This window comes from Mycobacterium sp. TY815, from assembly GCF_030755135.1.
Lineage (GTDB): Bacteria > Actinomycetota > Actinomycetes > Mycobacteriales > Mycobacteriaceae > Mycobacterium.
Genome location: NZ_JAUFRX010000001.1, coordinates 4,205,311 through 4,218,362 on the forward strand (window position 1 = coordinate 4,205,311; position 13,052 = coordinate 4,218,362).

The 13,052-nt window shown below is 67.1% G+C and carries 13 protein-coding genes; 6 read left to right on the top strand and 7 right to left on the bottom strand.

Features of this window, described 5'->3' with window-relative positions:
* Entirely contained in the window at positions 1-816 is an 816-nt protein-coding gene (locus tag QXK92_RS18270; RefSeq protein WP_306244518.1) for an SDR family oxidoreductase, read from the top strand.
* A 2-nt stretch (positions 817-818) separates the two neighbouring features.
* On the opposite strand, the gene QXK92_RS18275 is transcribed toward QXK92_RS18270, so the two are convergent.
* The 5 genes from QXK92_RS18275 to QXK92_RS18295 all read right to left on the bottom strand — a co-directional run bounded on the left by QXK92_RS18275 (position 819) and on the right by QXK92_RS18295 (position 7,774).
* On the bottom strand, positions 819-1,820 hold the full coding sequence (locus tag QXK92_RS18275; protein WP_306243522.1) for an aromatic acid exporter family protein: 1,002 nt from the start codon (positions 1,818-1,820) through the stop codon (positions 819-821).
* Between the two features lie 20 nt (positions 1,821-1,840).
* A complete protein-coding gene (locus tag QXK92_RS18280; RefSeq protein WP_306243524.1) occupies positions 1,841-3,661 on the bottom strand; it encodes a PE domain-containing protein in 1,821 nt (606 codons plus the stop codon).
* Positions 3,662-3,795: 134 nt separating this feature from the next.
* Positions 3,796-5,301 carry an NAD(P)/FAD-dependent oxidoreductase gene (locus QXK92_RS18285; RefSeq protein ID WP_306243526.1) on the bottom strand — a complete coding sequence of 502 codons (1,506 nt, stop codon included), beginning with the start codon at positions 5,299-5,301 and terminating at the stop codon, positions 3,796-3,798.
* Entirely contained in the window at positions 5,298-7,097 is a 1,800-nt protein-coding gene (locus QXK92_RS18290) for an NAD(P)/FAD-dependent oxidoreductase (RefSeq protein WP_306243528.1), read from the bottom strand. Before QXK92_RS18290 ends, QXK92_RS18285 begins: the two co-directional genes overlap by 4 nt.
* Before the next feature lie 65 nt (positions 7,098-7,162).
* On the bottom strand, positions 7,163-7,774 hold the full coding sequence (locus QXK92_RS18295) for a TetR/AcrR family transcriptional regulator (protein WP_306243529.1): 612 nt from the start codon (positions 7,772-7,774) through the stop codon (positions 7,163-7,165).
* 129 nt (positions 7,775-7,903) lie between these two features.
* Between QXK92_RS18295 and QXK92_RS18300 the strand changes: the two genes are divergently transcribed.
* From QXK92_RS18300 to QXK92_RS18310, 3 genes are all read left to right on the top strand, one after another.
* On the top strand, positions 7,904-8,560 hold the full coding sequence (locus QXK92_RS18300) for a TetR/AcrR family transcriptional regulator (RefSeq protein WP_306243532.1): 657 nt from the start codon (positions 7,904-7,906) through the stop codon (positions 8,558-8,560).
* Positions 8,560-9,540, top strand: coding sequence for an LLM class flavin-dependent oxidoreductase (locus QXK92_RS18305; protein WP_306243534.1), 981 nt, complete (start codon positions 8,560-8,562; stop codon positions 9,538-9,540). The genes QXK92_RS18300 and QXK92_RS18305 overlap by 1 nt, the downstream gene beginning before the upstream one ends.
* 114 nt (positions 9,541-9,654) lie before the next feature.
* Positions 9,655-10,371 (top strand): cutinase family protein, encoded by a 717-nt coding sequence (locus tag QXK92_RS18310; RefSeq protein WP_306243536.1) that lies wholly within the window; start codon positions 9,655-9,657, stop codon positions 10,369-10,371.
* A gap of 4 nt (positions 10,372-10,375) precedes the next feature.
* Here QXK92_RS18310 and QXK92_RS18315 read toward each other — a convergent pair whose 3' ends face one another.
* Positions 10,376-10,969, bottom strand: coding sequence for a TetR/AcrR family transcriptional regulator (locus tag QXK92_RS18315; protein ID WP_306244520.1), 594 nt, complete (start codon positions 10,967-10,969; stop codon positions 10,376-10,378).
* Positions 10,970-11,087: 118 nt separating this feature from the next.
* Between QXK92_RS18315 and QXK92_RS18320 the strand changes: the two genes are divergently transcribed.
* Positions 11,088-11,645 carry a pyridoxamine 5'-phosphate oxidase family protein gene (locus tag QXK92_RS18320; RefSeq protein WP_306243537.1) on the top strand — a complete coding sequence of 186 codons (558 nt, stop codon included), beginning with the start codon at positions 11,088-11,090 and terminating at the stop codon, positions 11,643-11,645.
* A gap of 1 nt (position 11,646) precedes the next feature.
* Here QXK92_RS18320 and QXK92_RS18325 read toward each other — a convergent pair whose 3' ends face one another.
* Positions 11,647-12,120 carry an SRPBCC family protein gene (locus tag QXK92_RS18325; protein ID WP_306243540.1) on the bottom strand — a complete coding sequence of 158 codons (474 nt, stop codon included), beginning with the start codon at positions 12,118-12,120 and terminating at the stop codon, positions 11,647-11,649.
* Positions 12,121-12,173: 53 nt separating this feature from the next.
* On the opposite strand from QXK92_RS18325, the gene QXK92_RS18330 reads away from it, so the two are divergent.
* Entirely contained in the window at positions 12,174-12,995 is an 822-nt protein-coding gene (locus tag QXK92_RS18330; protein ID WP_306243543.1) for a mycofactocin-coupled SDR family oxidoreductase, read from the top strand.
* Positions 12,996-13,052 lie beyond the last annotated feature (57 nt).

A 13,052-nucleotide genomic window follows, 5' to 3' on the forward strand; every position in this document is an offset into this window, starting at 1 on the left:
GTGTATCGAGAAATCCTCGCCGTGGTGGGGGTCGGCGGTATGGGCCAGGCCATTGCCCGGCGGCTGGGTTCGTCGAAGACGGTGCTGCTGGCCGACAACAACGAGCAGGTGCTGACCTCGGTGGCGGAATCCTTGTCCGCGGACGGCTACGACGTCGAGAGTCAGCAGGTCGACGTCTCGTCACCCGAGTCGGTACACGCGCTTGCCCAGTTCGCCGGATCACTGGGCAACGTGGCCCAACTCGCCCACACCGCCGGACTTTCCCCGGCCCAAGCCTCGGCCCAGGCGATCCTGGCGGTCGACCTGCTCGGCGTCGCACTGATACTTCAGGAGTTCGGTGACGTCATCGCACCGGGCGGTGCGGGTGTCGTTATCGCCAGCATGGCGGGCCACCTGTTCCCGCCGCTGTCCCCCGAACAGGAAAAGGCGCTGTCACACAATCCTCCCGGGGAACTGCTCTCGCTCGACTTCATCGCCAAGGTCACCGAGCCAAACTTTGCCTACCCAATCGCCAAGCAGGCCAACCACCTTCGCGTCCGCGCCGCGAGCGCCGACTGGGGCCGCCGGGGAGCCCGGATCAACTCGATCAGCCCCGGCATCATCTCCACCCCGATGGGCCAGCAGGAACTCGCCTCGCCCGTCGGCGACGGCATGCGGGCCATGATCGCCATGTCCGGCACCGGGCGCATCGGCACCCCCGACGACATCGCCGCGGCGGCCGCATTTCTGCTCGGCCCCGACGCCACCTTCATCACCGGTACCGACCTGCTGGTCGACGGCGGAGTCGTCGCCGCACTGAAGGCCGGAACACCCTGACATCACGCCCGTAGATCGACTACCCGCTGCAGGTCCTCGGCGCACGTCTTCAGGGCGTGGGCCAACGAGGAGCCCGCGGTGTCGGAAGCGTCCACCGACGATGCGCATTCGCACACGGCCGCCGTGTGGGTGGTCGCGGCATCGCCGTCGTGTTCCGCCTCGGCGAGTGCTGCCACGAGCTCACCGGTCGCCGCACGCACCGGTGCGGGCAGGTCACCCACACCCGGCGCCATAACGCGGGCGAAGTGCAGCACCGAGCCCGCGAGCAGCGTCATCTGGGCGGCCTGCCGGTCCGCGCGCGCGACCATCGAGCGTGTCTTCCAGCGCAGCGGCGCAAACCGTGCCAACAGCCGGGCGTGATAACGGGCTTCGATCAGGTCGTCCAGCCGTTCGTGCACCTGGTCGGCGGCCGGCAGCAATCGATCCGGTTGCGTGAGCACATCTTTCAGAGCCTTAAACACCCCGGCACGCGCGTCGTCCAGCACGGAGGCGGGATCCGCCGGGAACAGCACCAGACTCAACACCAGAGCCAGGCCGCCACCGATCATGGCTTCCTGCAGTCGTTCGAAGAGGCGGTCACCGCCGGTGATCGCCATCACCAGAATGGCCGACCCGGCGGTCTGATTGGCGAATGTCAGTCCCTCGCCCAGGAATCCGTGGCCGATCAACACCGCAACGCTCAACGCGATGAAGACTGCACCGGACATCGCAATCCATTCGCTGCCCAGCAGCATCTGCACGGCGGCCCCCACGCTGATTCCCAGGGCGACGCCACTGATGTTCTGGAGCACCCGCTGCGCGTGGAACACGTTGCTGGCCGACAGCGTCACCGCTGCGGTGATCGGCGCGAAGAACGGGTCGGAATGACCGAGCAGATCATGGGCGATGTACCACGCCAGGCCGGCGGCGCCCGCTGCCTGAACGATTGCCCACACGACGTCACCGAGGCGGCGGGCCGCCAACTGACCGTGTCCTCTTGTCCTGGTGAGCAGCGAAGCGTCCATCACGCTTGCTTACACCAGCATCAGCGAACGGTGTACTCGTGCAGGGTCTGGCTGACACCCTCGCTGACCGTGACGTAACCCTGACCGTCGGCGTGGAAGGCGATTGCCTCGCCCTGCGTTTCACTCACCACCGGCCCGTCGACCGGTTGCTGGCTGAACGGCGACCACGCAGTGCTGCCCGGCGCCCGGTCCCACAGCAGGACGTCGCGATAGGTGCGCACCGCAAGTTGCGAACCGTCCGCCGAGAAGTCGGCGCCGGTGATCAGCTTCGACCCGGACTGTGACATATCAAGCGTCGCAACCTGATTCCACTGCGTGGGGGTGCTGCTACTGCCGGCGCTGGTCCATCCGCTGTCCGGGGTGGAGAACACCCGGGAAACGCTGCCGCTCGTCTTCTCGACGACGATGAGGTTGTGGGTGTTCGGATCGACCGCCAGCGCCTCGGAGTTGATCTTCTCGCCACCCGGATACTGCAACCGAAGCTGTTCGACGCCGGACAGGCTGCCGCTGGTGGGACTGGCCGCGGTACCGGTGACGATCGGCTCGGGCACCCGGTAGACGGTCACGTTGCTGCGAGACAGACCGTTGTCGCCGATGTCCCCGACGTAGATGTACGACTTGCCGTCCGGGCCCTTGGCAACCTCGATGTCCTCCCAGTCGCTGGCGCTGGCGCCGTTGAGCTTGTAGGTGGCCAGGGTCTGACCCGTCTTGGCGTCGACCGCGAAGATGCGTGCGGTGTCCCCGGAATCGTTGTGGACCCAGTAGACATTCGGGTTGTTGATTCCGGCGTCGACGCCGGAGATCTCCTTGAGGTTGCCGTCGGTGATCGTCCCGCCGTTGGCGGAGCTGATGTTGCCGTCACGGGCTGCGTCCACGGCGTTCTGGCCGGATGGGTTGGACGGGTTACCCGGGTCTGTCGGGTTGCTGGGATCGGTCGGATTGCCCGGGTTGCTTGGATCACCCGGGTTGCCGGGATTGGTCGGATTGCCCGGATTGCTTGGATCACCCGGGTTGCCGGGACTGCCGGGATTGCCCGGGCCACTGGGGTCGCTGACCTTCGTCCCGGTCGCACCCTGCGCGCCGTCCTGGCCGGCGAGTTGCCCGCCCGAGCCACCGGCCCCGCCCGCCCCGGGTGTCTGGCCGGATCCGCCGACGCCACCGTTGCCGCCGTCGCCCACCAATCCAGCGTTTCCGCCGGCCCCACCGGCGCCACCGATCGCTCCGGCGCCGCCCATCCCGCCGGCACCGCCATTGCCCGCCAGCAGCCCGCCGCTGCCGCCTCGGCCGCCCGCGGGCGCGGGTCTGGTGGCATCGATCCCCGCGCCACCCTGGCCGCCCGCGCCGCCGTTGCCGATCAGGCCGGCGCTGCCGCCGTTGCCGCCCGCCTGGCCGGTCGCCCCGGACCCGCCCCTGCCGCCGTTGCCGTACAGCAATCCGCCGGCACCACCGTCCTGGCCGGTGCCGGCCATACCGTCGGCGCCGTTCCCGATCAGCGGGCGGCCGGTGAGCGTCCGCGCGGGCGCGTTGATCAGATTGAGCGCTTGTTCGAGCGGGCCGACGTTGGCTACCTCGGCCGCGGCGTACGAGCCCGCACCGGCCGTCAGGAGACGGACAAACTGCTGGTGAAACGCCTCGACCTGAGCGTTGAGGGCCTGATACTCGCGGGCGTGGCCGCCGAACAACGCAGCGATGGCCGCCGACACCTCATCTTCGGCCGCAGCAACGATGGCGGACGTGGGCAGGGCGGCCGCGGCGTTGGCGGCGGTCAGCGTCGAGCCGATACCGGCCAACTCTGTCACTGCCGACGACAACAACTCGGGTACTGCCAGCAGGTATGACATCGACGACCTTCCAGACCGGGCTAATCAATCACGTGATCGTATGCACCGGCCACGGGGGGCAGGAGCGTTTTCGGCAAAGAATCAATCACTTGATAGTTTAAAGCCCTCAACTGCCCTTCCCGAGCGGCAATTTGCTACGACGCCGTCCCGGCGTGCACCCAATCGCCGGGCCGCACGCGCCAGGTCCGGCGGGCGTACTCCAACTCGGTGTACGGCCACTGAGTCACCACGCGGCCAGTGGGCGAACGGAAGTAGCTGTCGCACTGCGTCCAGATCGAGCGTTCCAGGTCCACCGAAAGTTGGTCGTTGTACCGCTTCTCCGCCTCCGGTCGCACGTCGAGATATCCCCCGCGACGGGCGATCCGGGTCACCGCGCTGGCCACCAACCGGGCGCCCGCCTCGAGGATGTAGACGATCGAGTTTCCGCCCTGGTTGGTGTTGGGCCCGTAGAGCATGAAGAAGTTGGGAAACCCCGGCACCGCGACACCCAGGTAGGCGGTCGGGTCGGCACCCCAGCGCTCGTGCAGGCTCTCTCCCCGCGCGCCCACCACGTCGATGCCGGACAGATAGTGCGACGTCTCGAAGCCGGTGGCCAGCACCACGGCATCGACCTCGACCGTGGTGCCCGACGCGGTGACCACCGCGGTGCCGGTCATCCGCTCGATGGGATCGGTCACGAGAGTGACATTGTCTCGTTGCAGCGCCCGATAGAAGTCGTCCCCCAGCAACACGCGTTTGCAGCGGAACGGATAGTCCGGCGTCAGAGCACGGCGCAAGCGCTCGTCCGGCACGGTCCGTTCCAGGAAGGACGTCGCGAACTGCGACCGGGCGGCGACGATCGGGTCGTCGGCCATGGTCGCGGTGTTATCGTGCTGGAATTTCCATATCTGCCAACGCTTTCGGCGTGTTGCCAGTGGGTTGCGCCGGAACTGCGCCAATTCGGTTGCGCTGTAGGGCCGGTCCTCCTTGGGCACCATCCAGGGCGGTGTGCGCTGAAATACCGTGAGGCGTCCGGCGATCTTGGCGAGCTCGGGAACCACCTGCACGCCGCTGGCCCCGGTGCCGATCACCGCGACTCGTTTGCCCGTCAGATCGACATCGTGATCCCACTGCGCGGTGTGCATGAGGGTGCCGGCGAAATCGGCCAGGCCGGTGATATCGGGCAGCCGTACGGATCCGAAAAGCCCGGCGGCGCAGACGACCACGTCTACGACCAGCTCCCGGGCACTTCCCTGGCGATCCAGCTGCAGATGCCACCGTCCGGCATCGTCGTCCCAACCGGCCGACCGGAGCCTGGTGCCGAGCATCAGGTGACGACCGAGGTCGAAGTCGTCGACCACCGATTCCAGGTAAGCCAGTATCTCGGGCTGCCGGGCGTAGGTACGGCTCCAGGATTTGTTGGGCGCGAACGAAAACGAATAGAGGTGACTCTGGATGTCGCACGCGGCGCCCGGATAGGTGTTGCGCCGCCACGTTCCGCCCACACCGGTGTCGGCTTCGATGATCACCAGGTCGTCGATGCCGGCACGGCGCAGCGCAACGGCGGCACCCAGGCCGCCGAACCCCGCGCCGATGATCGCCACCTTGGGCGACGGCCGGCGACGGGTGGCCGCCCTTACCCGGCCGAGTGCATATCTCACGGAATGTCCCGGGCGGGACGCACGTCGAAACCGGCCAGGTCACCGCCGTCCCGCCAGGCCGCCAGCAGGTCGGCGTATTCGGTCGGACCGCCGAAGAAGAAGCTGCCCTGGCGGGTTTTGGCGTCCGCCTTTCCTTCGCGGTTGTAGTAGCCGGGCGTACAGGTCTTGGCCCGCTCGGCGGTGGCCGCGGAACGCTGCACCACCGTCTCCACCCAGGCGGCCTCGGCCGCCGCCGAAGCCTCGACCTCGGCCACGCCGTGTTCCAGCGCCCAGGCGATGATCCATGCGGCGTGGGTGGCCTGGATGTCCAGCAGATAGGGAAAATTCACCGTCAGGCCGGCCTGGGCAATGCTCTCGATGAAGCAGTTGGGAAATCCGTTGGCGCACAAGCCTTGAAAGGTGCGCACCCCGTCGCTCCAGCGCTCGGTCAAAGTCACGCCGTCCCGGCCGATCAGGTCGAATCCGGTACGGCGGCAGTAATCGGTGCCGACCTCGAAACCCGTGGCGAAGATCAGACAGTCGAGCTCGTAGGTCACTCCGTCGACGACTACGCCTGCCTCGGTGATCTCCTCCACGCCGCGCCCGTGCGTGTCCACCAGCGTCACGTTGTCGCGGTTGAAGGTCTGCAGGTACTCGTCGTGGAAGCAGGGCCGCTTGCAGAAATACCCGTACCAGGGCTTGAGGGCCTCGGCCGTCGCGCGATCCACCACAATCTCGTCGACGCGCGCCCGGATCTCCTCCATCTTGGCGAAGTCCGCCAGCTCGATGTCCCGGGTGCGTTGCTCGGGGCTGACGGTCGCATCGGTGTCGTGGCGCATCACCGGGAGCTTGCGGGTGATACTCGTCCAGGCATCGGCGACCAGGTCCTTCTCCGCTTGTCCGCCTGAGGTGAGTATCTGGAAATTGTCGATCCGTTCGCGCTGCCACCCCGGCTTCAAGGACTCGGCCCACAGCGGATCCGTCGGACCGTTGGCGCGGATGTCGACCGAGGATGGGGTGCGCTGGAACACGTAGAGCCGCTGCGCCGCCGCCCCGAGGTGCGGCACGCACTGCACCGCGGTGGCTCCGGTCCCGATGATGCCGACCCGCTTGTCCGACAGATTCTCCAGGTTCCGGCCGGTATACCCGTAGTCCCAGCGGCTGGTGTGAAACGTGTGGCCGCGGAACGCCTTGATGCCCGGGATGCCGGGCAGCTTGGGTTTGGCCTGGTATCCGTTGGCCATCGAGACGAACTTCGCCCGCATCTCGTCGCCGTGGTTTGTTGTGATGATCCAGCGGGAAGTAGACTCCTCCCAACGGATTTCGCGAACATCTGTCTGCAGGCAGGCGTTGCGGTACAGATCGTAATGCTCAGCGATACGGCGGCAGTGCGCGAAGATCTCCGAACCCTTCGCATACTTCTGCTCGGGAATGTAGCCCAGCTCTTCCAGCAGCGGGATGTACACATAGGACTCGACGTCACAGGCGATTCCCGGATAACGGTTCCAGTACCAGGTGCCACCGACGTCAGCCGCGCGATCGATCAACCGGATGCTTTCGACCCCCAGCTGGCGCAGCCGCACGCCGGTCAGCAATCCGCCGAATCCGGCCCCGACGATCGCCACGTCCACGTCGTCGGCAAGCGGCGCACGGGTGAAATTTTTGTCGGCCCACGGGTCTTCGGCGAAGCGGGCGAACTCGCCCGCGATCTCCACATACTGCGCGATTCCGTCGGGACGCAGCCGCCGGCCGCGCTCCTGCGCGTACTTCTGGCGCAGCGCTTCGACGTCGAACGTGCGCCCCACGGTCCCGGTCAAACCCTCGACCTCACTCTCGGTGAGCCCGCCTTGATAATCGATCGCTTGATCGCATCAAGGAGATGCTAGCCTCCCGGGGCGAACAGCTCCCCCCTGACCATGACTTTGGCCGCGTCCAGCGCCGCGTGGTATTCCTCGGGCGGCAGCGTCGCGGCCAGCTCGGTCAGCCCGTAGATGAGTGCATAGATCGCTTCCTCGGTGGCGCGTGGTTCGGAGTGAGCACCGAGCTCGCCGTTTCGGTGCGCCTGCGCCACCAGTCCGCCGATGATCTCGCGGAACGTCTCGAACCGTTCCTGCGCTCCGGCATCGACGAGATGCTCCGCCCGGATCGCCCACTCGAACGCCGCCAGGTCCGGGAACTCTCGCATCAAGGCGCCGCATTCATCGAGGACGGCCTCGATGCGATCGACGGCGGTGCCGGGGCCGTTCGCCGCCGTGCGCAGCCGCGGGATGGCCGCCTCGGCTCTGACCTCGATCGTCGCCTTGAGCAGCTCCGCCTTGTTCGGAAAGTAGTTGTAGAGGCTCGCGCTGGTGACCTCGGACATCCGGGCGATCTCGCGAATCGTGGCCCGCGCGTACCCGACCTCCGCCACGCACCGCATCGTCGCGACGATGATCCTGCGCCGCGTCTCCTCGCCGCTTGCCCCGATGGGGCGGCCCAGCTGCGTTCGCGCCATGGTGGGCCGTGTCCTTACTCGTGTAGCTGTCCACCGGGAGAGGTGGGACCGGGTTCGACGTGGTCGAATATATTCGACCGATCCTGCGATTGGGCGGGCGCGAGTGATTCCTGACGGGGGCAATGCGGCGTGACTGTTTCCTCACCCCTGCCTTCGTCGGCAACTCAACTCGGCCGCCCGGTCGGCGCCGACGGCGGGCAGACCCGGCGCAGGATCATTACCGCGGCAATGCGGTGCGTGGCGGAGGTCGGTTACTCGCAAACGACCATCCGCGAGATCGCCCGGGCCGCCGACATGACCAGCGGCAGTCTCTACCACTACTTCCCGAACAAGTCGGAACTCCTCAAGGCGACCAGCGAGGAGATCGAGAAAATTGTCCTGCCCCGCCTGCGCGACGCCGTGCGGGCCGCGGGCGATGTCGCCGACCAGCTCGATGCGGTGCTGGACGAGTCGAAGCGGCTGTTGTGCGACTATCCGCACCTGGCCGCCTTCCTGCGCGCCGTGCGCTCGGGCGGCACCACACAATCGAGGCCGAGTGACCCGCAGTATCCGGGCTCCAGGGCGCTGCGCGACGTCGTGACCCAAATTGTCGAGACGGCCCACAGTAAAGGACTGCTGTCCCCCACCACGACCACCCGGGCGGCCATCGACGCCATCTGTGCGCTGACCCGCGGCCTGACGGAACCGGCGGCCCGCGACTCGCCGGAGGAGTACGACGCCACACTGGGTGTCGCCAAGCGAATGATCAGAGGGACATTGTTCGCAAGCCCGAAACCCGGGCAGTGATGGCAGGCCTGCTCACCGCGCTGCGGCTGAACATGACCAACATCGCCGATCCGGCGGGGCGCCATGGCGATCGATACCGTGCCGCACTGGAGATGGCCGAGTTCGCCGACGAGAGTGGGTTCACCGCGATCAGCGGCGAGGAACATCACCTGGCCGCTACGGGTTGGCTGCCCTCCCCGCTGCTGCTCGCCGCCGCTCTGGCCGGACGCACGCGCCGGGTGCGAATCAGCATCAACGCGCTGATCGTGCCGCTCTACGACCCGATCCGACTCGCCGAGGACATCGCCGTGCTGGACAACCTGGCCCAGGGCCGGTTCAGCTTCGTCGCTGGAATGGGTTACCGCCCTGAGGAATACCATGCGGCCGGAAAGGACTGGTCGCGGCGCGGCGCCCTGATGGACCATTGCCTTTCGGTGCTATTGCAGGCGTGGGGCGACGAATCCTTCGAGTACGACGGCGCCGTCATCAATGTCACTCCCAAACCGCACACCCGCCCACATCCGTTCTTCTTTGTCGGCGGGATGACGACCGCCGCGGCCCGGCGCGCGGCACGGTTCGGGTTGCCCTTCTCACCCCCGATGGCGATGCCCGAGCTGCTGACCGTGTACACCGACGAGTTGCGCAAGCACGGTAAGACCGGTTTCGCCTACTACCCCGAAAACGGCAGCACTGTCACCTTGCTGCATCCCGACCCGGACGAGGCGTGGTCGCGCTGCGGCGAGTTCATCATGAACGAGGCTGCCGAGTACGCCGGCTGGCGCAGGCAGGGGGTTCCGCGGCCCAATGAGACCCCCGCGGCCTCAGTGCAGGAATTACGCGGACTGCACAACGTCGAGATCCTGACCCCAGACCAGTTGCTCGAGCAGATCCGCGGCGGCCGCAAAGACGTCGTGATGAACCCCTTGGTCGGTGGCCTTCCGATCGACGAGGGATGGGCAAGCCTGCACCGGTTGGTCGACGAGGTGCTGCCTCACGTATGAGGCGGGCCCCGCAGTACAGCACGGGAAACCGACGCAAACGCCGCCTGTGAAAATTCACAGTGATAATACGTTTGCAGTGGTTTGGACAACGCATAGGCGGGCAAAATAAGCGGCATGATCACGCGCTTGTTTGGTTCCGCCGCAGCTGTGGCTGCGGGTTTCAGTGCCTCGATCCTGGCCTTCCCCGCTCCGTCCGCATCCGCCGAGCCGTGCCCCGATGTCGAGGTGGTCTACGCCAGGGGGACCGGCGAGGATGGTCTCGGCGCCACGGGACAGGCGTTCGTCGACGCGTTGCGGCCCCGGATCGGCACGCAATCGATGGGCGTCTACTCGGTCAACTACCCCGCCAGCGAGGAGTGGGCGACCGGAGTCGATGGCGTCAGGGACGCTGGTGCTCACGTCAACTCGATGGCGGCCGCCTGCCCGAAGACGAAGATGGTGCTCTCCGGCTTCTCGCAGGGTGCGGCCGTGATGGGTTTCGTCACGTCCGCCAGGGTGCCCGACGGCGTCGACCCGGGGACGGTGCCCAAACCGCTGGATCCCGCTGTGGCCGAACATGTCTCGTCGGTGGTCCTGTTCGGGACGCCCAACACCAGGGCCATGGAATTCCTCGGTCAGCCGCAGGTGGCGATCGGTCCGCTCTATCAGGCCAAGACGCTCAAGATCTGCGCCCCGGAGGACCCGGTGTGCTCGCAGGGGCTGAACTTCGCCGCTCACAACTCCTACGCCGACGACGCGGCCGCGATCGACCAGGGCGCGGCCTTCGCCGCCGCTCGTCTGGGCGGCGGTGCTCCCGCTCCGGTACCGGGCCCGTCCGGCTTCGGCAACTGACTGATCATCGACGGGCCAACCCGTCGACGATGAGCCGCAGCCCGAAGCTGAACTCGTCAGCCAATGACACCGGCAGGTATCCGGCGACCGCAGCGGTCGCCGGATAGCTGTCGGGATCGAGGCGGGCAAAGGCCGCGGATGCATCCGCGTCGTGTTGCTCGGCTGCTGCCGACCCCGGCAATTGCATGGCGAAGCCCAGAATGAAGCGGGACAACGTGGCGTAGGTGCGCGCAGCCGACTCCGCGGGGAACCCGGCGTCCCGGAGCACCCTGAGCACGAACTCCCGATGCGCCATGGCGTTCGGCCCCATCGGCACCTGCCCGATCAGTAACGGCGCGGCGTTGCCGTGTCGGCCGAGGGCCTCAAACATGCTGTGCGCGAAACTGATACACGCTTCGTCCCATGGCCGCACGTCCGAAACCACGACCTCGCCGAGCATCCGGTCGACCACCATGGCCACCAGTTCAGCCCGATTGGCGAAGTGTCGGTAGAGCGTCGCGGTGCCCGAGCCCAGACGCTGCGCCAGCGACCGCATGGACAGCGCCTCGGCGCCCTCCTCGTCGACGAGCTCGAGGGCGGCGCCGACGATGCGATCCAGCGGCAGTGCGGGGCGCCCGCGGGACCGGCTGTTGACAGCGTCAGTATTTATGGACACACTGTATCCATAAATAAAATAAACCGCGGGTCAACGCCCCTCCCGTAAAGGACGCTTTGCCATGTTTCTCCCCCTTGCAGCGGAGCCGTTCACCGCTCCGACCGACCGCGACATGCTTCCGTCAGAGCGGCGCGAATTTGTCCGGACCCACCGCACGGCGGTGTTCGGGTACCGGCGGCGCAACGACGGCCCGGCGATGTCGATCGTCTACTACATCCCCACCGACGACGGCGAGCTGCTGGTTTCCACGATGGCCGGTCGCGGCAAGGCCCGGATCATCGGCCGCGACAACAAGGTGAGCCTGTGCGTGCTGGACGAGCGCTGGCCTTTCACCTATTTGCAGGTGTACACGGATGCGACGCTGGACGAGGACCGCAATCTGGCGGTCGACGTCATGATGGCCGTCGCCGGACGGATGTCGGGCCAGTCGCTGGGCGCCGAGGCACGCCCGTCGATCGAGGCGATGTGCGACCGGGAGAATCGGGTGGTCATCCGTTGCCGCCCGTACTCGACCTTCGCCACTCCACCCCGGCACCTGCACCGCAACGACGAGGTCGAACAGCTCTCACACTGGGTGTCCGGAGTGGTGCCGTGGGACGCCGCGGACCCAGCGGCCTGACCTACGGCTTTTCGTAGCGGTCGTGCAGTTTGCTCAGCGTCGCCTCGATACCGGCCGCGTTCGCCTTGGCGAAGCCCAGCCGCTCGTAGTACTTGAGCTTCTTCTTGAGCGCGCCGGCATCGTGGTAGTCGAACGTCTCGGTCACCCGGGTGAGGGTGGGCGAGGCCGCTTCGAATTCCCATCGCCACCGGTGGCCCAGTGGGTGCCGCCACTCGATCAACTCGTCGGGCTTGAAGGCGGTCACCGTGCTGGTGATGCGGTAGGGCAGGCCGAACATCTTCATGTTCGTCGAGAATTTCGCGCCTTCGGTCAACTGGGCCGGGGCCTTGACGTTGGCCAGGACTGTGCCCGACCCGTCCAGTTCGCTGTGCCGCCGCGGATCGGCGGCCATCGCGAACAGCTCTGCCGCCGGCGCGGCGACCTCGACCCTGCGACTGACCCGTCGGGGTCCCCTGTCGACAACGATGACGCTCATGCTGCCAGCCTATCGTCGGGCCAGGAAGGCACGTCGACGACGCAAGGAGACTCATGAGCAGGCCACTGAACGGACGCGTTGCACTGATCACCGGCGCGGCGCGAGGCCAGGGCCGGGCGCATGCGGTGCGGCTCAGCGCTGACGGCGCCGACGTCATCGCACTCGATCTCGCCGGGCCGCTGCCGTCCAGCGTTCCCTACGACTCACCGACGCCCGACGACCTCGCCGAGACCGCCCGGCTCGTCCAGGCGAATGGCCGGCGAGCCGTCACAGCCGCGGTCGACGTGCGCGATCTGGACTCGCTCAAGCTGGCCGTCGACCGCGGCGTCAGCGAACTCGGCCGGCTCGACGTCATCGTCGCCAACGCCGGCATCTGCAATCCGGCGGCCTGGGATCAGATCACCGCCCAGGCGTTCCGCGACACCATCGACACGAACGTCATCGGCACGTGGAACACCGTGATGGCCGGTGCTCAGCACATCATCGACGGCGGTCGCGGCGGGTCGATCATCCTGATCGGCTCGGCCGCCGGAATCAGGATGCAGTCGTTCATGATCCACTACACCGCCAGCAAACACGCCGTCGTCGGCATGGCACGCGGGTTCGCCGCGGAGCTCGGCCGGCACAACATTCGCGTCAACAGCCTGAACCCGGGTGCGGTCGCCACCCCGATGGGGACCGGCCGGATGCGCGAGGCCATGCAGTCGGCGGCCGACACCAACCCACAGCTGCGCGACATGCACAAGCCGCTGTTGCCCCAGGGCATCGCGCAGCCGGAGGACATCTCCGATGCCGTCGCCTGGCTGGCCTCCGACCAGTCCAGGTTCGTGACCGGCACCCAGATCTCGGTCGACATCGGGATCGGCTACTGCTGAGTTGTGATCAGCACAACAGTTGGCCGCCGCCACGGCGCTGCGCAGAGTACATCCGCG